The sequence below is a fragment of the Micromonospora sp. WMMD882 genome, assembly GCF_027497255.1.
Lineage (GTDB): Bacteria > Actinomycetota > Actinomycetes > Mycobacteriales > Micromonosporaceae > Micromonospora.
In genome coordinates, this window is sequence record NZ_CP114903.1 from 348,496 (window position 1) to 370,989 (window position 22,494).

16 protein-coding genes are annotated in these 22,494 nt (G+C 73.4%); 7 read left to right on the forward strand and 9 right to left on the reverse strand.

The features are described 5' to 3' along the window. Positions 1–16: 16 nt before the first annotated feature. Entirely contained in the window at positions 17–823 is an 807-nt protein-coding gene (locus O7606_RS01480; RefSeq protein WP_281597165.1) for a class I SAM-dependent methyltransferase, read from the reverse strand. Positions 824–1,184: 361 nt separating this feature from the next. On the opposite strand from O7606_RS01480, the gene rpsA reads away from it, so the two are divergent. Next, the gene (gene rpsA / locus O7606_RS01485) at positions 1,185–2,687 is read left to right on the forward strand and encodes a 30S ribosomal protein S1 (protein ID WP_281597166.1); all 1,503 of its coding nucleotides are present in this window, start codon (positions 1,185–1,187) and stop codon (positions 2,685–2,687) included. Between the two features lie 151 nt (positions 2,688–2,838). Then, positions 2,839–4,020: a dephospho-CoA kinase gene (gene coaE, locus O7606_RS01490; protein WP_281597167.1), complete on the forward strand. Its 1,182-nt coding sequence runs from the start codon at positions 2,839–2,841 to the stop codon at positions 4,018–4,020. A 46-nt stretch (positions 4,021–4,066) separates the two neighbouring features. Here coaE and O7606_RS01495 read toward each other — a convergent pair whose 3' ends face one another. Continuing rightward, entirely contained in the window at positions 4,067–5,539 is a 1,473-nt protein-coding gene (locus O7606_RS01495; protein ID WP_281597168.1) for a hypothetical protein, read from the reverse strand. A 294-nt stretch (positions 5,540–5,833) separates the two neighbouring features. On the opposite strand from O7606_RS01495, the gene uvrB reads away from it, so the two are divergent. After that, complete coding sequence (gene uvrB, locus O7606_RS01500; RefSeq protein WP_281597169.1) at positions 5,834–7,942, forward strand: excinuclease ABC subunit UvrB; 2,109 nt, start codon at positions 5,834–5,836, stop codon at positions 7,940–7,942. Between the two features lie 128 nt (positions 7,943–8,070). Continuing rightward, positions 8,071–8,934 (forward strand): helix-turn-helix transcriptional regulator, encoded by an 864-nt coding sequence (locus O7606_RS01505; protein WP_281597170.1) that lies wholly within the window; start codon positions 8,071–8,073, stop codon positions 8,932–8,934. A 3-nt stretch (positions 8,935–8,937) separates the two neighbouring features. Here the strand turns inward: O7606_RS01505 and O7606_RS01510 are convergent, their stop codons facing one another. Next, positions 8,938–9,699, reverse strand: a complete 762-nt coding sequence (locus O7606_RS01510; RefSeq protein WP_281597171.1) for an SDR family oxidoreductase — start codon at positions 9,697–9,699, stop codon at positions 8,938–8,940. A gap of 248 nt (positions 9,700–9,947) precedes the next feature. Then, complete coding sequence (locus tag O7606_RS01515) at positions 9,948–10,241, reverse strand: antibiotic biosynthesis monooxygenase family protein (RefSeq protein WP_281597172.1); 294 nt, start codon at positions 10,239–10,241, stop codon at positions 9,948–9,950. Between the two features lie 484 nt (positions 10,242–10,725). Between O7606_RS01515 and O7606_RS01520 the strand changes: the two genes are divergently transcribed. Further along, on the forward strand, positions 10,726–11,724 hold the full coding sequence (locus O7606_RS01520) for a TerC family protein (RefSeq protein ID WP_281597173.1): 999 nt from the start codon (positions 10,726–10,728) through the stop codon (positions 11,722–11,724). 191 nt (positions 11,725–11,915) lie between these two features. Here O7606_RS01520 and O7606_RS01525 read toward each other — a convergent pair whose 3' ends face one another. The 4 genes from O7606_RS01525 to typA form a co-directional block, all read right to left on the reverse strand. Continuing rightward, positions 11,916–12,851 (reverse strand): C40 family peptidase, encoded by a 936-nt coding sequence (locus O7606_RS01525; RefSeq protein WP_281597174.1) that lies wholly within the window; start codon positions 12,849–12,851, stop codon positions 11,916–11,918. Between the two features lie 59 nt (positions 12,852–12,910). Beyond that, the gene (locus tag O7606_RS01530) at positions 12,911–14,008 is read right to left on the reverse strand and encodes a dipeptide epimerase (protein ID WP_281597175.1); all 1,098 of its coding nucleotides are present in this window, start codon (positions 14,006–14,008) and stop codon (positions 12,911–12,913) included. Between the two features lie 107 nt (positions 14,009–14,115). After that, positions 14,116–15,042 (reverse strand): serine hydrolase, encoded by a 927-nt coding sequence (locus O7606_RS01535; protein ID WP_281597176.1) that lies wholly within the window; start codon positions 15,040–15,042, stop codon positions 14,116–14,118. Positions 15,043–15,096: 54 nt separating this feature from the next. Then, entirely contained in the window at positions 15,097–16,965 is a 1,869-nt protein-coding gene (gene typA / locus O7606_RS01540; RefSeq protein WP_281597177.1) for a translational GTPase TypA, read from the reverse strand. A 135-nt stretch (positions 16,966–17,100) separates the two neighbouring features. Here typA and O7606_RS01545 point away from each other — a divergent pair, with 135 nt between their 5' ends. Together O7606_RS01545 and O7606_RS01550 are read left to right on the forward strand one after the other, a co-directional pair. Further along, positions 17,101–18,537 carry a DedA family protein gene (locus O7606_RS01545; protein ID WP_281599441.1) on the forward strand — a complete coding sequence of 479 codons (1,437 nt, stop codon included), beginning with the start codon at positions 17,101–17,103 and terminating at the stop codon, positions 18,535–18,537. 166 nt (positions 18,538–18,703) lie between these two features. Beyond that, positions 18,704–20,179, forward strand: coding sequence for an alkaline phosphatase PhoX (locus tag O7606_RS01550; RefSeq protein WP_281597178.1), 1,476 nt, complete (start codon positions 18,704–18,706; stop codon positions 20,177–20,179). A gap of 50 nt (positions 20,180–20,229) precedes the next feature. Here the strand turns inward: O7606_RS01550 and O7606_RS01555 are convergent, their stop codons facing one another. Further along, on the reverse strand, positions 20,230–22,356 hold the full coding sequence (locus tag O7606_RS01555; protein WP_281597179.1) for an efflux RND transporter permease subunit: 2,127 nt from the start codon (positions 22,354–22,356) through the stop codon (positions 20,230–20,232). Positions 22,357–22,494 lie beyond the last annotated feature (138 nt).

Consider the following 22,494-nt stretch of genomic DNA (forward strand, 5'->3'; position numbering starts at 1 on the left):
CGCGGACGGCCGATTCTCAGGCGGCGGGCTTCTCGGCGACGAAGATGGCGGTGCCGGGGAAGAGCCGGCCGCGCAGCGGGCTCCACTGCCCCCAGACCTCCCGGTGCCCGGCCGGCCACTCCGGCTCGACCAGGTCGAGCAGGCGGAAACCGGCCCCGACCAGTTCCCGGATCCGGTCGCCGAGGGTGCGGTGCTGCTCCACGTAGCTGGCGACGCCGTGCTCGTCCTGCTCGACGTAGGGGCTCCGGTCGAAGTACGAGTGCACGGCGGTGAGGCCGCCCTCGCCCGGGTCGTCGAGGAAGATCCAGCGCATCGGGTGGGTCACCGAGAACACCCACCGGCCGCCGGGCCGCAGCACCCGGGCCACCTCGCGCATCACCGCCGCCGAGTCGGCCACGAACGGGACCGCGCCGAACGCCGTGCAGACCGTGTCGAAGGCGGCGTCGGCGAAGGGCAGGGCGAGGGCGTCGGCCTGGGTCAGCGGCACGCGTACGCCGGTGCGGTCGGCGGCCTGCGCGGCGTGCCGCAGCATGCCGACGGAGAGGTCGAGGGCGACCGGCCGCGCGCCCTGGGCGGCCAGCCAGCGGGCGGCGGACGCGGCCCCGCAGCCGAGTTCCAGGATCCGCCGCCCGGCGAGGTCGCCGAGCAGCCGGGCGTCGGTCTCGCGCAGCCCCTCCGGGCACCAGACGAAGTCGACGTCGCCGAGGAACCGTCCGTGCTCGGCCTGGTAGTCGTCGGCGTCCGCGTCCCACCAGCGGCGGTTGGCCCGGCGGGCCTCCGCGTCGCCGACCCGTCGGCGTCGTACCAGGTTGTCGTCGTCCACGCCGCCACGTTAGTGCCCCCCGCGGGGAGGGCCCGGAGCCGGTGGGCGCGGGATCGCCGAAGGTGCGGGTGTGATACGTGTTACACGAGTGGGGGATTGCGGGTGATTCTTCGGCTTTCACGCCTGACGCGTCCCAGGGGAGACGGGAGGGCTTGCACGCTGTGGTAATGCACCCGGTAGGCTAGACGATGCGCTCGCGGATCGTGTGTCTCGGCAGGGAGCAGGCGCGCGGTCGACGGAGCCACATGATGATCTCGACAGGTGATCGTTGGGTGTGCCCGGAGGCGGGTCCGCTGGCGCGAACAGGTCACTGCGACACAAGCCTGCTGTGACACACCATCCGACCGGAGCAACCGCCCACATGACGAGCAGCATCGAGGCCCCCTCGAGCGCCACCCGGGTCACCCACGACGATCTCGGTTCCGAGGAGGCTTTCCTCGCCGCGATCGACGAGACCATCAAGTACTTCAATGACGGCGACATTGTCGAAGGCACCGTCGTCAAGGTCGATCGGGACGAGGTCCTGCTCGACATCGGCTACAAGACCGAGGGTGTCATCCCCTCTCGTGAGTTGTCGATCAAGCACGACGTGGACCCGGCCGAGGTGGTGTCGGTCGGTGACCACATCGAGGCCCTGGTCCTCCAGAAGGAGGACAAGGAGGGGCGTCTGATCCTCTCCAAGAAGCGGGCGCAGTACGAGCGGGCCTGGGGCACCATCGAGAAGATCAAGGACGAGGACGGCGTCGTCCGCGGCTCGGTCATCGAGGTCGTCAAGGGTGGTCTCATCCTCGACATCGGGCTGCGCGGCTTCCTGCCCGCCTCCCTGGTCGAGATGCGTCGGGTGCGGGACCTGCAGCCGTACGTCGGCCGTGAGCTCGAAGCCAAGATCATCGAGCTGGACAAGAACCGCAACAACGTGGTCCTGTCCCGCCGGGCCTGGCTCGAGCAGACCCAGTCCGAGGTGCGCACCGAGTTCCTCAACAAGCTCCAGAAGGGGCAGGTCCGCAAGGGCGTCGTCTCCTCGATCGTCAACTTCGGCGCGTTCGTCGACCTCGGCGGCGTCGACGGTCTGGTGCACGTCTCCGAGCTGTCCTGGAAGCACATCGACCACCCCTCCGAGGTGGTCGAGGTGGGCCAGGAGGTCGAGGTCGAGGTCCTGGACGTCGACCTGGACCGCGAGCGGGTCTCGCTGTCGCTGAAGGCGACCCAGGAGGACCCGTGGCGGCAGTTCGCCCGGACCCACGCGATCCAGCAGATCGTCCCGGGCAAGGTCACCAAGCTGGTGCCGTTCGGCGCGTTCGTCCGGGTCGACGACGGCATCGAGGGTCTGGTCCACATCTCCGAGCTGGCCGAGCGCCACGTGGAGATCCCGGAGCAGGTCGTCCAGGTCGGCTCCGAGGTCATGGTCAAGGTCATCGACATCGACCTGGAGCGGCGGCGGATCTCGCTCTCGCTCAAGCAGGCCAACGAGGGCTTCGTCGAGGGCGAGGAGCACTTCGACCCGACCCTCTACGGCATGGCCGCCACGTACGACAACGAGGGCAACTACATCTACCCCGAGGGCTTCGACCCGGAGACCGGCGAGTGGCTCGAGGGGTACGACAAGCAGCGCGAGACCTGGGAGAACCAGTACGCCGAGGCGCGTCAGCGCTGGGAGGCCCACACCAAGCAGGTGCAGAACTCCCGGGCCGCCGACGCCGAGGCCGCTGCCAACCCGGCGCCCGCCGTCACCGCTGGCGGCGGGGGCGGCACCACCTCCTCGTCCAGCCCGGCCCCGAGCCGGCAGGCCGAGGAGCCGGCCGGCACGCTGGCCACCGACGAGGCGCTCGCCGCGCTGCGGGAGAAGCTCGCCGGCGGTAAGTGACCCACAGGCACCATCCGAAGGCCCCGTCCACCGGCTCCCCACGGTCGGACGGGGCCTTCCCCTTTCCCTGCCCGGCGGGCGTCCCGCCGAGGGCGGGGCCCTCTCCCGCCCCGCCCGGGGGCGGGCGCGGGCGATCGGGTTCACTAATGCGGTGTTGATGGTGGGACTGACCGGTGGCATCGGCTCCGGCAAGAGCGCGGTCGCGGCACGCCTCGCGGACCTGGGCGCGGTGGTCGTCGACTCGGACCGGATCGCCCGCGAGGTGGTCGCCCCGGGCAGCGACGGGCTGGCCGAGGTCGTCGCCACGTTCGGCGCGGACGTGCTCGGTCCGGACGGCGCCCTCGACCGGCCCGCCCTGGGAGCGCTGGTGTTCGGGGACACCACGGCCCGCCGTCGGCTGGAGGAGATCGTCCACCCCCGGGTCCGGGCCCGGACCGCCGAGCTGGCCGCCGCCGCGCCCGTCGACGCGATCGTCGTCAACGACGTGCCGCTGCTGGTGGAGGTGGGGCTCGCGCCCACGTACCACCTCGTGGTGGTGGTGGAGACCGCGGTGGCGACCCGGGTGGAGCGGCTGACCCGCGACCGGGGGATGAGCCGGGCCGACGCGCAGCGGCGGATCGCCGCCCAGACCGACGACGCCGGCCGCCGGGCCGCCGCCGACGTGCTGGTCGGCAACGACGGCAGCCGCGACGACCTGCACGCCGCCGTGGACGCGCTGTGGCGCGGGCGGCTCGTGCCGTACGAGAAGAACCTGCGCGCGCGCCGCGTGGTCCGCGCCGATCGGGTGGTCCTCGCCGAGCCCGACCCGACGTGGCCGCAGCAGTACGAGCGGCTGGCCGCCCGGATCGGGCACGCGCTCGCGCCCGCCCGACCACGGATCGACCACGTCGGCTCGACGGCGGTGCCGGGGCTGGCCGCGAAGGACGTCGTCGACATCCAGCTCACCGTGGAGTCGATCGCCGACGCCGACGGCCCGTTCGCCGAGCGGCTGGCCCGCGCCGGCTTTCCCCGTTTTCCCGGCGACTGGTGGGACAGCCCGCGCCCACCCGACGGGTCTCCCGGCGAGAAGCGGCTGCACGGCAGCGCCGACCCCGGTCGCCCGGTCCACCTGCACGTGCGCGCGGCCGGCTCGCCCGGCTGGCGGTACGCGCTGCTGATGCGTGACCACCTGCGCGCGGACCCCGACCGGCGGGCGTCCTACCAGGCGGTGAAGCGGGACCTGGCGGAGTCGACCCCGGACCGGGCCGGCTACGCCGCCGCCAAGGAGCCCTGGTTCGACGAGGAGCGCCGACGGGCCGAGGACTGGGCCGCCCGGACCGGCTGGCGTCCCTGACCGCCGCCTGCCGGGCAGCCGGGTCCGCGTCTGCCGGACGTGCGACTCAGCGGGCCGGGCGGGCGGCCGGGGCCGGCGGCAGCCAGGGGACCGGCGACTGCGTCAGGGCCAGCCGTGCCCACGCGCCGGACGGGGCCCGCGACTCCAGCCGGCGGAGCAGACCGGTCCGGTCGATCCAGTACCGCAGGACGGTGTCGGCGGCGACCAGCTCGATGACGTCCACCTGGCGTCCGTCGGCGCTGTCCTGGCGCTGCCAGGTGGCCCGGCCCGGGGGCGCGGGTGACCGCCCGGCCCGCAGCGCGGCCTGGACGAGCCGGTCCAGTTCGCCGACGCCGGGCCCGGACCGGCTCCACGGCGCGTCGCCCGGCGGCGGCAGCGGTGGCCGGCCGGCCGGGTCCGCGTCCCCGGTCGGGACCTGCGCGCGGGTCACCCCGCCGGTCCGGTCGTAGCGGGCCAGCGTCCGGACGTCGGGCGCGTCGAGGTCACCGGCGGCGAGATAGGCAACGCCGGCCGTCCAGTCGAGCCAGCCGGCGCCGCGCAGGTTCGCCCCGGCGCCGGTGGGCACGGCCAGGTCGAGCGCGACGCCGCCGACCTCACGGTTGCGGGCGGGCATCCGGGCCAGCCGGTCGGCCTCCGCCCCGGTGAGCTCCCGGGGCAGGCCGGGCCGCCCGCCGAGCGGGTCCACCGGCCGCAGCGGGGGCCGGTCGGCCCGGTCCAGCTCGACGGTGACCGGGATCCGGCCGGGCAGCCACGTCGCCATCCGGCGCAGGCGGGCGTCCCGGTCCACCCAGTACCGCGTCCCGTCGCCGGGCAGCGGGTGGGACACGCCGGGCACCTGGAGCACGTCCACCGGGGCGCCCCCGACGGTGTCCCCACCCGTGCGGCGGGCCCCGGACCGCAGCGGCGCGGCCGGGTCCGGACGGTCGGCGGAGAGCGCGAAGAGCAGGTCGAGCAGGGCGGCCAGCGGTGGCCGGTCCGGCGGTCGGCGGATCCGCCAGCCGTCGTCCGGCGGGGTGAGCGGGGGCAGGGCGGGGGTGAGCACGGCGGTCGGGTCGGGTCGGACCGCCACCAGGTCGGGGAGGGCCTGCACCAGCCCCCGGGCCGGGCCCGCCCCGGGGCCGCCGACGTCGAGGTAGACCAGCGGACGGCTCCAGTCGACCCAGCCGACGACCTCGGTCCGGTCCGCCCCGACGCCGACCGTGGCCCGCAGGCGGGCGCGGCCGTCGCGGTAGTTGGTGACCCGGACGGCGGCCAACCGGTCGGCTTCCCCGTCGGTCAGCGGGCGGGACGGTGACGGGGGATCGGGTGACCAGGACAGCAGGCCGGCGACGAGGGCCGCGGCGGTGACGGCCGCGACCGCGCCGAGCCCGCCCCGCGCCTGCCGCCGCTGCCGGGCCCGTCGGGCGGCGGCGGTCCGGTGTCGTCCGCCGGTGGTGGCCGGGGCGTCGCGGCGGCCCCGGCGTGGTCCGCCGTCCGGGACCGGCGTCGGGCCGGTGGCCGCGTCGGGCGTGGTGTTCACGAGTGGTTGAACGGCCCGGCCGGGGCGGGAGTGACGAGGCAGGGGCGCTCGCGGCGGCCGGTCTGCGCCTACGCGCTACCGCACCGGAGGCGCACACCGGCGTGCCGGGTGCTGCGACCCCTGCGCCGGGCGGGCGACCCACGAGGGCGGCCCTGACCCGGACGGCCGCCGCGAGCGGCCTACGACGCACACCCTAGCCTGGTGAGATGTACTTCACAATGCGAATATCGAAGCCGGTCGGGCACGGGCGGTAGCCGCCGCGGAGTGTCACACCCGCGGCGTACCGTGGGGACCATGGCGCTCGACATTCCCCGCCTCGACGGACGCTTCCAGGTCGTCAGCGAGTTCCAGCCGGCCGGCGACCAGCCGGCCGCGATCGACGACCTGGAGCGCCGGGTGCGCCGGGGCGACCGCAACACCGTGCTGCTCGGCGCGACCGGCACCGGCAAGAGCGCCACCACCGCGTGGCTGGTCGAGCGGCTGCAACGGCCGACCCTGGTGCTCGCCCCCAACAAGACCCTCTGCGCCCAGTTGGCCAAGGAGTTCAGCGAGCTGCTCCCGCACAACGCGGTGGAGTACTTCGTCTCCTACTACGACTACTACCAGCCCGAGGCGTACATCCCGCAGACCGACACCTACATCGAGAAGGACTCCTCGATCAACGAGGAGGTCGAGCGGCTGCGGCACTCGGCGACGATGTCCCTGCTCACCCGGCGGGACGTGATCGTGGTGGCGACCGTCTCGGCGATCTACGGCCTGGGCACCCCGGAGGAGTACCTCGACCGCGCGGTGCGGGTCGCCGTCGGCCAGGAGCTCGACCGTGACCAGCTCCTGCGCCGCCTGGTGGACATCCAGTACACCCGCAACGACATGGCCTTCCAGCGCGGCACGTTCCGGGTCCGCGGCGACACCCTGGAGATCATCCCCGCGTACGAGGAGCTGGCCGTCCGGGTCGAGCTGTTCGGCGACGAGGTGGAGAAGCTCTACTACCTCAACCCGCTCACCGGTGACGTGGTCCGTGAGGTCGACCACCTGCTGATCTTCCCGGCCACCCACTACGCGGCCGGTCCGGAGCGGATGGAGCGGGCCATCCGCGACATCGAGGCCGAGCTGGCCGGTCGGCTGGCCGAGCTGGAGCGGCAGGGCAAGCTGCTGGAGGCGCAGCGGCTGCGGATGCGCACCACCTACGACATCGAGATGATGCGGCAGGTCGGCTTCTGCTCCGGCATCGAGAACTACTCCATGCACATCGACGGCCGGCTGCCCGGCAGCCCGCCGCACTGTCTGCTCGACTACTTCCCCGACGACTTCCTCACCGTGGTCGACGAGTCGCACGTGACGATCCCGCAGATCGGCGGCATGTACGAGGGTGACGCCTCGCGCAAGCGGATGCTCATCGACCACGGTTTCCGGCTGCCCAGCGCCGGCGACAACCGGCCGTTGCGCTTCGACGAGTTCCTCGAACGGGTCGGGCAGATGGTGTTCCTCTCCGCGACGCCCGGCTCGTGGGAGATGGCGCAGGCCGAGGGCGAGTACGTCGAGCAGGTGATCCGCCCGACCGGCCTGGTCGACCCGGAGGTCGTGGTCAAGCCCACCAAGGGGCAGATCGACGACCTGATGCACGAGATCAGGCTGCGCACCGAGCGTGACGAGCGGGTCCTGGTGACCACGTTGACCAAGAAGATGGCCGAGGACCTCTCCGACTACCTGCTGGACAACGGCATCCGGGTGCGTTACCTGCACTCCGAGGTCGACACGCTGCGCCGGGTGGAGCTGCTGCGCGAGCTGCGCAAGGGCGAGTACGACGTGCTGGTCGGCATCAACCTGCTCCGGGAGGGTCTCGACCTGCCCGAGGTGTCGCTGGTGGCGATCCTGGACGCCGACAAGGAGGGGTTCCTGCGCAGCGGCCGGTCCCTGATCCAGACCATCGGTCGGGCCGCGCGGAACGTCTCCGGTCAGGTGCACATGTACGCCGACAAGATCACGCCCTCGATGGCCGAGGCGATCGACGAGACGAACCGGCGGCGCGCCAAGCAGATCGCGCACAACGAGGCGCACGGCATCAGCCCCGAGCCGCTGCGCAAGAAGATCCACGACATCCTCGACGACATCTACCGCGAGGCGGAGGACACCGAGACCGACACCCGGGTCGGCGGCGCGGTCCGTCAGCTCTCCCGGGGCAAGGCGCCGGTGAAGGAGACCCGCAGCCGGTCCCGGTCGGCGGCCGGCCCGGCCCGGGAGGGGATGGCCCGGGCGGAGCTGGCCCAGCTCATCCAGGAGCTCAACGACCAGATGCTGGCCGCGGCCCGGGAGCTGCAGTTCGAGCTGGCCGCCCGGATCCGGGACGAGGTCGCCGACCTCAAGAAGGAGCTGCGCGGGATGGACGCCGCCGGGGTGACCTGACCGCTCGCCGGCGGGTACGGCTGCCGCCGGTGTGTGGGGGAACGCCCCAGAGAGCCCTTGTTGCTCTCGGTGAGCGAGGTATTGCGTTGGGTTGACGCTGCCCGTACTCTCCCACGATGGGAGGCCGGATGCCGCTGCCAACGAGTCCTGTGGTCCGCCGGGCACGCCTGGGGGCCGAGCTGCGCCAGCTCCGCCGGCAGGCGACGCTGACCCTTGAACAGGTCTGCGAACGGCTCGGGTGGGCGTCCACCTCCAAACTGTCCCGCATCGAGCTGGGGCAGAGCCGACCCGACCTGGCCGACGTGTTCGACCTGCTGGACGTCTACGAGGTGCCCACCGGGCAACGCGAGGCGTTGATCGTCATCGCCCGCGACGCCGCCACGAACCGGAGCTGGTGGCGGGCGCTCGGCGAGATGGGCGAGCGGCAACGCACGTACGCCGAGCTGGAGGCGGGCGCGGCCACCATCTTCGAGTACCAGCCGGCAACGGTGCCGGGCCTGCTCCAGACCCGGGCGTACGCGCGCCTGCGGGTCACCGCGGGCCGACTTCTCGACCCGGAGGTCGACGTGGACGCCGACACCCGGGCCCGGACGGCCCGCCAGGACGTGCTGCACCGGATGGACGCTCCCCGGTACACGGCGGTGCTGGCCGAGGCGGCCCTCGGCTGCGCGGGCGCGCCCGGGCACGTCTGGCGGGAGCAGGCCCGGCACCTGGTGTCGCTGACCCGGCGGCCGAACGTGACGATCCGGGTGCTGCCGCACGGCGCCCCGGTGGCCGGCAGCGTGATCCATCCGCTGACGCCGTTCTCCTGCTACGCCTTTCCGGACCCGGCCGACCCCCGGACGGTGGTGCTGGAGACGCTCACCACCGACCTGCGGCTGACCACCGAGCCGGACGTGCGCAGGTACGAGCAGCTCGCCAACTGGCTGCTGGACGCCGCGCTGTCCGGCGCGGACACGGTGGAGCTGCTGAGCCGGCACGCCGAGGAGTGACGGTCAGCCGTACCTGTCGAAGCCGCCCTCGGAGTCGACGACCTGGCCGGTGATCCAGTCGGCGTCGGGTGAGCAGAGGAACCGCACCAGCCGGGCCGCCGCCTCCGGGGCGCCCCACCGCCCGCCGGGGAACCGTCGGGCCACCGCCTCGTGGAGCTCCGGGGTGGCGTAGCCGGTGTCGGTGGGCCCCGGGTTGACGCAGTTCACGGTGATGCCGCGCGGCATGAGCAGCGGCGCGAGCTGGGTGGTGAGGTTCTCCACCGCCGCCTTGCTCGCCGCGTAGGCCAACTCGTCGCTCATCGGGCCGAGGCGCTGCCCGCTGGAGAAGAGCACCAGCCGCCCGCCGGCCCCGCCGGAAAAGGCGGCGGCGAACGCCTCGGCGAGCAGCAGGGTGGCCCGGACGTTGACCAGCAGGTGCCTGTCGATCTCGGCGGCGTCCAGGGCGCCGAGCGGGGTGGCGGTGGAGTAGGCGTGCACCGCCACCACCGTGTCCAGCCGCCCGTGCCGGCGGACCGCCTCGGTCACCAGCGCGGCCGGGGCGGCCGGGGCGAGCAGGTCGACGGGCAGGTGGTCGGCGCGGTCGCCCAGCTCGCCGAGGAGGTCGGGCACGCCCCGCGGGTCGCCGCCGTAGGGCTGGGCGTCGTCGTAGCCGGGCAGCCCGCTGAGCAGCAGCCGGTGGTGGTCGGGGGCGAGCGCGCGGGCGACCGCCGCGCCGATGCCGACACCCCGGCTGACGCCGGTCACCAGGGCCACTCGTCCGGTCATGCGGTCAGCTCACCAGCGGCCGGCCGGCCGCGCCACCGATTATCGGGCCGCGAGCCCGACGTCCGGCGCGGACGCCAGGACCCCGAGGCCAGCCGCCGGCCGGCGGGAAGCGGCGCGGGTCACCGGCCCCGCCGCCCCCGTGCCGCCGCCGGCGGTGGGCCTGAGCGGGCCGTCCCGGCGGCGCCGGCCGGCGGGACCGGTGACGCCGGCGACGCTACCGTCCGGGTACGACAGTTCAGGTACGACAGTCAGGCCGGCACGTCGGTGAAGTGCTCGACCAGGGGCGGGTTGGCGAAGTGCGGGCCGATCAGCTCCCGCCACCGGGAGAACCGCTCGGTGGCCCGGAACTCGCGCTCGTGCGCGTCGACGGAGTCCCACTCCACCAGCAGGACGAACCGGGAGGGCGACTCGACGCCCCGGGTCATCCGCACCGAGCGGCAGCCGGGCGTGCCGGCCAGGACCGGGTGACCCTGGGCGTACGCGGCGGCGAACGCCTCCTCGTGTCCGGGCAGTACGTCGATGAGCGCGACCTCAAGCACCATGCCGGCAGACTGCCATGCGCCAGCTCACCGGGGCGGCGTGGGGCGGCCGTGTCCAATCGTCGGACAGGTTCCCGAGCTACACCTAGCCTCCTAGGACGCCCTGTGCGACGCGGGACCCGCCACGCCGAGGGAAGCGTCTTCCCACCGTCCCACCAGGAGACGACGTGATCTGCCCGGCATTCCGCGCGGCAGGAGGTGCGCGGCATGGCGTAGATGGGGAAGAATGGCCGCCGAGGAGGGGAGTATTCCCTCGCGGCGGTGTCGTCAGCACGGTCGAACGCCATCCAGGCGGACGACCCGGCATCGTCGGTCACCGACCCGTCCCGATCCGGCCCGTTGGGTCGTGACCGGCGCCGGACCGGTGGCGGGAGAGACCTCCGACAGTCACCACAGCCAGCGTCGCAGGCGCACCGCAGGTCGTAACGAGCCCCGGCACCGGGGCTCGCGGTGTGCCCGGCGCTGCGTGTCTGCCGGAGGATAAACTGTGAACGTGTCCGGACTGGTCTGGGCGGGAACCCTCGTCGCGCTGACCGCGATCCTGGTGATCGACCTGTTGGTGATCGGTCGACGCCCCCACGAGCCCAGCGTCCGCGAGTCGAGTCTCTGGGTCACCTTCTACGTCGCTCTGGCGCTGCTCTTCGGCGGGGGTCTCTGGCTCGCCGCCGGCGGCAAGGTGGCCGGCGAGTTCTACACCGGCTGGCTCACCGAGTACAGCCTCTCGGTGGACAATCTCTTCGTCTTCGTGATCATCATGGCCCGGTTCTCGGTGCCCCGGCAGTACCAGCAGAAGGTCCTGCTGATCGGTATCGTGCTCGCCCTGATCATGCGGGGCGGCTTCATCGCCGCCGGCGCGGCGTTGATCTCCCAGTTCTCCTGGGTCTTCTACATCTTCGGCGCGTTCCTGATCTACACGGCGATCAACCTGGCCCGTCAGGGTGAGCCGGGCGAGGACGAGTTCACCGAGAACGTGCTGATCCGCTGGAGCCGACGGGCGCTGCCCATCTCCGCCGGCTACGACGGGGCCCGGCTGACCACCCACCAGAACGGCCGACGGTACTTCACGCCGATGCTGATCGTCATGATCGCGATCGGCACGACCGACCTGATCTTCGCGTTGGACTCCATCCCGGCGATCTTCGGGATCACCCAGGAGGCGTACCTGGTGTTCACCGCGAACGTCTTCGCGCTGATGGGGCTGCGGCAGCTCTACTTCCTCCTCGGCGGTCTGCTCGACCGACTGATCTACCTGAGCGCGGGACTGGCCGTGGTGCTCGGCTTCATCGGGGTGAAGTTGGTGCTGGAGGCGCTCGCCGACAACAACCTGCCGTTCATCAACGGTGGCGAGCACGTGGGTTGGGCCCCGCACATCCCGATCTGGCTGTCGCTGACCGTCATCCTGGGCACGTTGGCCGTCGCCACGGCCGCCAGCCTGGCCAAGTCCTCCCGGGACCGCCGTCGCGAACTAACCGTCGCCAAGCACTGACCCCACCCCCCACCCCCCCAGATCTTGGACAGTTCCCGTCCTGTTGGAACGACAACTGTCCAAGATCTGCGGGAGCGGACGAGACCACCCCTCACCACTCGTCGATCCAGGGAAGATTGTCGTTCGTGGATCTCCGTCCACGACAATCTTCTCCAGACCGACGGGGAGGGGGAGAAGGTGGGGTGGGTGGGTTAGACGCGGTGGGCGGCGACCAAGGTGGCTAGCCGGTCGGGGGGGAGTCGCTCCTCCACGACGCGGCGGTGCTGGTAGCAGGCGTGCAACATGCGGCGCTCGACGCCGGGGGCGGCCGGTGTGGTGACGATCCCGACGTGGTGGATGCGACGCCCGGGCCGGGCGAAGAAGTAGAGGTCGCCGGCGCGTTCCGTGCCGAGCGCGACGGGCGTGGTCGCGGCCGCCTGCTCCCCGGCGTCGCGGGGGAGGCGTACCCCGAACCGTCGCCAGGTCAGGTGCACCAGACCGGAGCAGTCGATGCCGGCCGGCGACATGCCGCCCCACACGTAGCGCACGTCGCGGAAGCGGTCGGCGACGGCGATCACCTCCCGTGCGGCCGGGGGTCGCCGCGGCCAGGGCGTCACGTCGTGTTCGGGAAGCCAGAGCGGGGTCGGATGGCCGGGGACGCACACCGGTCGCCAGCCGGCCACGGCCGGGCCGGCGGGACGCAGCCGGGTGCCGAGGACCACGTCGGGGATTCGTGCCGGACCGTCGGGGCTGGCGCGCAGGGTGGTAGTCGTGGCGTGCACCACGAGTGGCGGGGCGGCGAGTGGTGGGGCGGCGCGCGGGTCGATGGTGGGCGCGGGGACGAGTTGGTCGGTGGGCAGCCAGCCGGGGTAGCCGCGTGGGTCCAGGGGCGCGGCGGCCTGTTCGACGGCGACGACCCGGGCCCAGCCGGGGCGGGTCTCGGTGACCAGCACCTCCTCGCCGAGCAGCAGTTGGCTGAGCACGCAGTCGCCGACCTGCTGGTCGGTGTCCATGCCGGCGATCCAGGCGGTGGGGTCGGCGTCGCGGCCGAGGGCGGGGGCGTCGACGGGGCGTACCGCTTCGGGGTCGGCCCAGAGGGTCGCCACCGTGACCCGGACAGCGGCGCGGTGGCCGACTCGCAGATCCACGTGGCCCCCCGGTGTCGCCGTTCGCCCTGTGGTGACCTTAGGAAACTTTCCGACGGTCATCAACCACGTCGTTGAACTTTTACTTCGTCGAGGCCGGTCACGCCGAGTCCCGGCGTGTCGGGCAGCACGACGGTGGGGCCGTCGTAGCGCATTCCGCCCCGTACCGGGGACCAGGCGAGCCACCAGGCGGCGTCGAGGTCGGACACGGCCGTGGTGCCGTGGGCGGCGGCGAGACTGGCCGCCGCGCCCACGCCGATCTCGCTTTCCATCATCGAGCCGACGACGGTGCCGACGCCGTGCGCGGCGGCCAGGTCGAGCAGGGTACGGGCCGGTTGCAGGCCGCCGGCCTTGGAGATCTTGACGTTGACCAGGTCGGCGGCCCGGCGGCGGATCACCTCGATCAGGTCGCGTGGCCCGTGGACCGCCTCGTCGGCGAGGATCGGCAGTTCGACGTGGTCGCTGACCCAGGCGAGTCCGTCCAGGTCCCAGTGGGCGACCGGCTGCTCGACGAGTTCGACGTCGAGGCCGGCGTCCTCGATGCCCCGGATGACCCGGACCGCTTCGCGGGGGGTCCAGCCCTGGTTGGCGTCGAGCCGGATCCGGGTGGACGGGCCGACTGCGGCGCGGACCGCGCGTACGCGTTCCAGGTCGCCGGCGGCGTCGGCGCCCACCTTGAGCTTGAGGACGGTGAATCCGTCGCTGTGGCGTTGTCTGGCGGCGGCGGCGAGGTCGACGGCGTCGCCGGCGGCGAGGGTGACGTCGGTGGGGACGCGGCGGTCGGCGCCGCCGAGCAGCCGTACCAGGGGTACGCCGAGTCGGCGGGCGGCGAGGTCGTGCAGGGCGACGTCGACGGCGGCCTTGGCCGCCTCGTTGCCGGCGACGGCGTGGCGCACGTCGGCGCAGCGGGCGTTGAGGTCGTCGGCGTCGCGGCCGGCGACGACCGGCCCGAGCATCTCGTGGACGCAGGCCTGGGCGCCGGCGACGGAGGCGCCGGTGACCTGCCAGACCTGGGGGGCCTCGCCGAAGCCGGAGCGGCCGTCGTCGTCGATGATCTCGACGACGAGGGTGTCCACGGTGGTGGTGCGGCGCAGCGCGGTGACGAACGGGGTGTGTAAGGGGGCGGAAAGCCGGTGGGTGCGCACCGCGGCGATCGTCATGTCCGGCACCCTATACGCGGCCGGGCGTCGCGCGCGGGCCGGCGGTTGGCGGGGCCGGGCGCGATCGGGCGTCGGGCGGGGACGGGCGGGTGGCGGGGACGTCGGCGTCAGGCGGCGGGGCGCAGGGCGTGGCGGGCGGCCCAGACCTGGGCGGAGATGTCGGCGAGCAGCCGGCAGGCGTCGTCGTCGGGGAGGTCGGTGGTGGCGCAGACGACGACGAGGTAGGGGGGCGCGTCGTGGGGGAAGACCACGCCGGCGCCGTGTCGGATGCCGCGGATCCAGCCGTTCTTGTGGGCGATGCGGGTGCCGGGGGGTAGTCCGGCGGGGAGGTCCTCGCGGAACTGTTGGGCGCAGAGCACGTCGAGCATTGCGGCGCAACTCGCCGGGGTGGCGATGGCGGGGCGCGGCGGGGTGGCCGCCGGGGTCGTGTCGGCCGGTGGGGTCGTCGCCGGTGGGGTCGGGGCGGGTGCGGTCGGGGCGGGTGCGGTCGTCGCGCCGAGGGTGAGCGCGCCGAGCAGGGCGGCCAGGTCGGCGGCGGTGACGATGTTGCTGATGCCGGCCTCGCGGGCGGCGAAGTCCTCGATGCCGCGCGCGGTGACGCTGTGTCGGGCGCCGGCGGCCGTCCAGGCGTCGGTGACGGCGGGGACGCCGACGTGGCCGAGGAGGATGTTGGTGGCGAGGTTGCTGGAGCGGACGATCATCCGTTCGGCGAGCCAGCGCAGCGGGGCGGTCTGCCCGAGGCGACGCCAGACGGCGTCGTCGTTGTCGTAGTGCGGGGTGAGGGAGAAGCGGGGCGCGTCGGGTCGGGCGGAGGGGAAGTCGTTGCGTACCGGCACGGGGGTGTCCAGGTCGAGTCGGCCGGTGTCGGCGGCCCGGTGGAGGGCGGCGAGGATGGCGACCTTCATGGTGCTGGCGGCGTAGTGGGTGGCGTGCGGGGCGCGGGTCCAGGTGGGGGTGGCGCCGGGGCGGCCGACGTAGGTGGAGACGGTGCCGGGCACGTCGGCCAGTCGGGTGTCGAGCTCGTGCCAGGTCATGGCGGTGACCGTAGCGGACGGGGGCGGGCCGGGTGGCCCGTCCCCCGTCGCCGGTCAGTTGGCGTGCTTGCGGCGGGCGGCCATCCGGCCGCGCTGGGTCTGGTCGAGGACGACCTTGCGGATGCGGACGGCGACGGGGGTGACCTCGACGCATTCGTCCTCGCGGCAGAACTCCAGCGCCTGCTCCAGGGAGAGCTTGCGCGGCGGGATGAGCTTCTCGGTCTCGTCGGAGGTCGACGCCCGCATGTTGGTGAGCTTCTTCTCCTTGGTGATGTTGACGTCCATGTCGTCGGAGCGGGAGTTCTCGCCGACGATCATGCCTTCGTACACCTCGGTGCCGGGCTCGACGAAGAGCTGGCCGCGCTCCTGGAGGTTGATCATGGCGAACGCGGTGACGCTGCCGGTCCGGTCGGCGACCAGGGAGCCGTTGTTGCGGGTACGCAGCTCGCCGAACCAGGGCTCGTAGGACTCGAAGACGTGGTGCAGGATGCCGGTGCCCCGGGTGTCGGTGAGGAACTCGGTCCGGAAGCCGATCAGGCCGCGCGCCGGGACCAGCCACTCCATCCGGATCCAGCCGGTGCCGTGGTTGACCAGTTGCTCCATCCGGCCCTTGCGGGTGGCCAGGAGCTGGGTGATCGCGCCGAGGTACTCGTCGGGGGCGTCGATGGTGAGCCGTTCGACCGGCTCGCAGGTCCTGCCGTCGATCTCCCGGGTGACGACCTGCGGCTTGCCGACGGTGAGCTCGTAGTTCTCCCGGCGCATCTGCTCGACGAGGATGGCCAGGGCGAGCTCGCCGCGGCCCTGGACCTCCCAGGCGTCGGGGCGTTCGGTGGGCAGCACCCGCAGGGAGACGTTGCCGATCAGTTCCTTGTCGAGGCGGTCCTTGACCATGCGGGCGGTGACCTTGGCGCCCTTGACCCGGCCGACCAGCGGGGAGGTGTTGGTGCCGATGGTCATCGAGATGGCCGGCTCGTCGACGGTGATCAGGGGCAGCGGGCGGGGGTCCTCGGCGTCGGCGAGGGTCTCGCCGATCATGATCTCGGGGATGCCGGCGACGGCGATGATGTCGCCCGGCCCGGCGGAGTCGGCCGGCTTGCGTTCCAGGCCCTCGGTCATCAGCAGCTCGGAGATGCGGACCCGGGAGGTGCTGCCGTCGGTGCGGCACCAGGCGACGGTCTGGCCCTTGGCGATGGTGCCCTGCCGGACCCGGCACAGCGCGAGCCGGCCCAGGAACGGGGACGCGTCGAGGTTGGTGACGTGCGCCTGCAGCGGCGCGCCCTCGTCGTAGGCCGGCGGCGGGATGGTGTCGAGCAGGGTGCGGAACAGCGGCTCCAGGGAGGTGCTGTCCTCGGGGACCGCGCCGTCGGCGGGCTGGGTGAGGGAGGCGATGCCGTCGCGGGCGCAGGCGTAGACGATCGGGAAGTCGATCTGCTCCTCGTCGGCGTCCAGGTCGAGGAAGAGCTCGTACGTGTCGTCGACGACGTCCTTGATCCGGGCGTCCGGGCGGTCCACCTTGTTGATCACGAGGATGATGGGCATCCGGGCCTTGAGCGCCTTGCGCAGCACGAAGCGGGTCTGCGGGAGCGGCCCCTCGCTGGCGTCGACGAGCAGGACCACGCCGTCGACCATGGTGAGTCCGCGTTCGACCTCGCCGCCGAAGTCGGCGTGCCCGGGGGTGTCGATGATGTTGATGGTGACCGGGTCGGAGCCGTCCGCCGGCAGGTAGCGCACGCCGGTGTTCTTGGCCAGGATGGTGATGCCCTTCTCCCGTTCCAGGTCCATCGAGTCCATCACCCGCTCGGTCGTCTCGCCGCGGGCGCCGTAGGCGCCGGCCTGCCGCAACATGGCGTCGACCAGGGTGGTCTTGCCGTGGTCGACGTGGGCGATGATGGCGACGTTGCGGAGGTCGGTGCGAAGCTGCATGCCTCCCATCCTCCCGCCCGCCGGGTTGGGCCGCGGCGTCGGGGTGGCACCGGAACCGGTCCGGGTCCCGGGTGAAACTCCTGTCACACTCGGTAGAGGGCCTGTCATGCTGGGCTCCGTGTGTCGGGGGCTGATGTGCACGATCTGGTGAGTCTGCTTGAGCACCTGCCGGCCCAGTGGGTCTACCTGGTCGCCGCCCTGGTCGTGGCCGGGGAGACGGCGTTGCTGGTGGGGCTGGTGGCGCCGGGTGAGGCGACGTTGCTGCTGGTGGGTTTCCTGGCGTACGCGGGGACGCTGCGGCTGGGGCCGGCGGTGCTGGCGATGGTGGTGGCGGCGGTGGCGGGTGACGCGTTGGCGTTCCGGTCGGGCCGGCGGTACGGGCCGCGGCTGCGTGCCTCGCGGTGGGGGGCGCGGGTGGGGTCGGGGCGGTGGGGGCGGGCGGACGCGATGTTGGGCCGGCTGGGTGGGCGGGGGGTGTTCGCGGCGCGGTGGGTGGCGTTCGCCCGGACCCTGGTGCCCCGGCTGGCGGGGGCGGCGGGCATGCCGTACCGGCGGTTCCTGCCGTGGAACGTCGCCGGAGTGGTGACCTGGGTGGGCGGTTCGGTGCTGGTGGGCTTCCTGGCCGGCGGGTCGTACCGGACGGTGTCGGCGTATCTGGGGCGGGCCACCGGGGCGGTGCTGGTGCTGGCCGGGTGTGTGCTGGCGATCGTGCTGGCGGGGCGCTGGCTGGGGCGTAATCCGGATCCGGTGCGGGCGTTGTTCGACCGGGCGGTGGCGGTGCCGCCGCTGAGCTGGGTGACCCGCCGCTACGGGGTGCTGTTGTTCCTGCTCGGCGCCCGGATAGGCGCGACCTGGACGCTGCTGCTGAATCTGACGGTGGGGTTGGCGTTGCTGTTCGGGGCGGGGTTCGGGATGGCCGGGCTGCTCGGTCTGGTGGTCCGGCACAGTGGGTTGGCGGCGGTGGACACGGCGATCGCCGGGTGGTTCGCGGCGCGGCGTACGGCGGGGGTGGTGGAGGTCGGTCTGGCGGTGGTGTCGGCGTTGCGGGGCGCGGTGCTGATCGCGGTGATCGTGGTGGTGGCTGCGGCGCTGGGGTGGCGGCGGCGGGTCTGCCGGGCCGATCTGCTCGGGCTGCTGGGCACGGTGGGCGCGTTCGTGCCGACGGTGGTGGTGGCGGTGGTGGCGGATCTGACCCGGCCGGCGGGGACGTCGCTGTTTCCGACCCAGAACGCCGTGGTGTCGGCTGGTTTCTGCACGTTGGCCTGGCTGCTGGCGCGGGGCTCGCGGTGGCCGGTGGCGGTGGCGGTGTGGACGGCCGCGGCGGTCGGTATCGCCGGTGTCGGTCTGGCGCGGCTGTACCTGGGGTTGAGCTCGGCCAGCGGGACGGTCGGGTCGGTGCTGCTGGGGGTGTTGTGGACGGTGGTGTTCGTGGTGGCCTGGGCGACGCGGGCCCGGGCCGTCCGGGCCGCCGCGCCGCCCGGTGGCGACTCCGCGCCGGCCGGTGGCGACTCCGCGCCGGCCGGTGGTGACGCGGTGACGCCTGCCGGTTCGTCCGGAGCGGGGACCCGGTGACGGCGGCCGGATCGTCCGCGGCGGTGGCACGGGGGGCCTCCGGCCGACGAGCGCCGGGCATCGAGGTGAACGAATCGCGTCCGGGAGGTTGCCAACCACGGTCGTCCTGGTGAGGATCACCGGGCCGGCCGTCTCCGTGGCCGGCCCGGCGACAAGGAGTCCCCTCATGCCTGACGTCAATCGGCGTGGCCTGTTGCGTGGCGCGGCCGTGGTGGCCGGCGGCGCGGTCCTCGGCGGACCGTTCCTCGGGTTCGTGGCCCGCGACGCGGCCGGCGCCGCCGGCCGTCGCCCGCGTCCCCGTCCGTCCCTCGGGCCGGTGCCCGACCTGCGTGACGGCGCGGTGCGCCTGTGGCTGCCCGACGGGTTCGCGTACCGGTCGTTCCACGACACCGAGTCCCCGGTGGTGCTCGACGACGGCACCGACCTGCCCGGCCGGCACGACGGCATGGGCGCGTTCCGGGGGCCCGGCGGCACGGTGCGGTTGGTCCGTAACCACGAGGTCAACAACCCCGGGCCGGCGTTCGGTGACGCCGCCCAGGCGTACGACCCGATGGCCCAGGGCGGCACCACCACCGTGGAGGTGACCCGTTCCGGCGTGGTGCGGCGGGCCTGGACCAGCCTGAACGGCACGATGATGAACTGCTCCGGCGGCCGGATGCCGTGGGGGAGCTGGATCTCCTGCGAGGAGACGGTCAACGGGCCGGACGTCGGCCCGGACTTCACCGGCGCGTCGAACGTGCCGTTGACCAGACCGCACGGTTTCGTCTTCGAGGTGCCCGCCGACGGACGCTCGGACCGGCAGCCGGTCACCGCGGCCGGCCGGTTCGCCCACGAGTCGGTGGCCTACGATCCGCGGGGCGGGCACCTGTACCTGACCGAGGACAACTTCGGTTTCCCGTCCGGCTTCTACCGGTACACGCCGCCGGAGGATCCGATGCGGACCGGTCGGCTGGCCGACGGGGGCCGGTTGCAGATGCTCGCGGTGCGGGGGCGGCCGAACCGGGACCTGGCGGCCGGGCAGCGCCGGCACGCCACGTACCCGGTGGAGTGGGTGGACATCGACGATCCGGCGCCGACGTTTCCGTACACGCCCGGTGAGACCGCGCCGACCAGCAACGACACCGCTCTGACGTACGTGGCGCGGCAGGGCTGGTCGCGGGGCGCGGCGTACTTCTCGCGGTTGGAAGGGGCGGTGTACGACGACGGGGTGGTGTACTTCACCGCGACCCAGGGCGGCGGGCCGGCAGAGCCGTCGACCGGGCCGGTCGCCGACGGCTACGGCAACGGGCACGGTCAGGTGTGGGCGTACGACTGCCGGGCCGGGGTGCTGCGGCTGGTGTACGAGTCGCCCGGTCCGGACGTGCTGGACTTCCCGGACAACGTCACCACCAGCCCGCGCGGCACCCTGGTGGTCTGCGAGGACAACGCGGCGGACAACTTCATCCGGGGGTTGACCCCGCGTGGGGAGCTGTTCGACATCGCCTTGAACAGGTTGACCAGCAGCACCGGCGTGGACCGGTCGAACGACGAGTTCGCCGGGTCGACGTTCAGCCCGGACGGGCACACCCTGTTCGTCAACATCCAGGCCAGCCGGGGGATGACCTTCGCGATCTGGGGTGACTGGGCCGGGATCGGGGTGTGACCGCGTCGGGTGGCCGGCGGCGCCGCCGGCCACCCGACGCGGCCGGTGGGTCAGCGCGGGGCGGGCTCGTCCGCCGCCGGGGCGGGGGTGTCGGCCCGGTGTTCCGGGCGGATCCGGCCGGGCCACCAGAACCGGTCGCCGAGCAGGAACGCCAGGGCCGGCACCAGGACGGTACGGACCAGCAGGGTGTCCAGCAGCACCCCGATGCAGACGATGACGCCGATCTGGGTGAGCAGGATCAGCGGCAGCACCCCGAGGACGGCGAACACGGCGGCGAGCAGGACGCCCGCGCTGGTGATGACGCCGCCGGTGACCCGTAGCGCGGAGAGCATGCCGTCGCGGGTGCCGGCCCGGCGGGCGTCCTCGCGGGCCCGGGTGACCAGAAAGATGTTGTAGTCGACGCCGAGGGCGACGAGGAACACGAAGGCCAGCAGCAGGACGCCGCTGTCCAGGGCGGGGAAGCCGAGCACGTGGTCGAAGAGCAGCCACGCCGCGCCGAGGCTGGCGAAGAACGACGCCACCACGGTCAGCACCAGCAGCAGCGGCGCGAGCAGGCCACGCAGCAGCGCCACCAGCACCGCCAGGACGAGCAGCAGGATGATCGGCAGGATGAGCCGCAGGTCCCGGCCGTTGGCCTCGTCGGAGTCGTGGGTGGCGGCGACGGTGCCGCCGACCACCGCCCCGTCGAAGGCGTCGAGTCCGTCGACCGTGGGCGGCGCGGAGCCGTCGACGGCGGCGACGGCGTCGCGTAGCGCCACGATGGCCCGGTCGGCGGCGGGGGTGCCGGGCTCGGCGTCGAGCACGACGTCGAGCTGGGCGATGTCGGCGCCGGTGTCGCCGGGGCGGACGGAGGCGACGCCGGGCACGGCCTCGGCGGCGGCGGCGACGGCCGGCACGGCCGTCGGGGCGGTGAGCACGGCGACCGGCGCGGTCGCGCCGGCGGGGAAGGCCCGGGCCAGGGTCTGCGCCCCGGCGACGGCCTCGGGCTCCACCCGGAACTGTTCGGTCTCGGACAGGCCGGTGCGGATGCCGAGCCCACCGGCGGCGAGGCCGGCCAGCAGCAGCACGGACAGCGCCGCGACCGGGACCGGGCGGCGGACCACGACCGCGCCGAGGCGGCCCCAGATCCGTCCCTCCCGGGCGGGGGCGCCGACGCGGGGCACGAACGGCCAGAACAGGCCCCGACCGCACAGCACCAGCGCGGCGGGCAGCACGAACAGCGCGGAGAGCATGGCGAACAGCACGCCGGTGGCGCAGGCCACGGCGAGGGCCCGGTTGGTCTCCTGCTCGGACAGCAGCAGGGTGAGCACCCCGAGGACGACGGTGCCGCCGCTGGCCAGGATCGGTTCGGCGGTGCGGCGCAGGGCGGCGCGCATGGCGGTGAACCGGTCGTCGTCGCGGCGCAGCTCCTCCCGGTAGCGGGCGATGAGCAGCAGCGCGTAGTCGGTGGCCGCGCCGAAGACCAGCACGCTGGCGATGCCGGTGACCGCGCCGGTCTGCAGGTTGATCCCGACGGCCGGGACGACGGTCTCGATGGCGCGCAGGGTGATCTGTTCGGTGGCGGCGACGATGGCCAGCGGCACGATCCACAGCAACGGGCTGCGGTAGGTGATCAGCAGCAGCAGCGCGACGACGCCGGCGGTGACCGCGAGGAGGGTGACGTCGGCGCCTTCGAAGACCCGGGTGAGGTCGGCGGTGAAGGCGGGCGCGCCGGTCACTTCCGCGCGCAGCGGGTCGGCCAGGTCGGTGAGGTCGTCGCGGAGCGCGGCGACCTGCTCGGCGACGGCGTCCTGACCGCCGGCGGTGGAGAACGGCACGACGAGCAGGGCCACCGTGCCGTCCGGGGAGATCTGCGGCGGGGCGACGCGACCGCCGTCGGCGTGCCGGGTCAGCTCGTCGGCGGTGGTGGTGACGGCGGCGCGGTCGGTGTCGGTGAGCGGGTCGCCGTCGGCGCGGCTGAGCACCACGATCGCCGGTTGCACGTCGGCCGACGGCAGCCGTTCCTGGAGGCGTTCGACCTGGGTAGACTGCCACTGGGTGGACAGGCCGGTGGCGGAGACGGGCGGCGGGTTGTCGGGGGTGGGCAGCCCGAAGACGACTCCGCCGACGACGATCGCGGCGACCACGGTGAGCCAGGCGGCCAACCGGCCCCGGGCGACGCGGGTGAACAGGGACATCGAAGCCTCACCGTCTCAGGAAATACTGCTTCTCAAGTATCTTGATGGTCGAGATTATCGGCCGGTGCGGTAGGCTGCAACCGCGGACGACCCCGGTGGTCGCGGGAGGAGAAGCGGCGCGAGGTGACAGGGCACGGC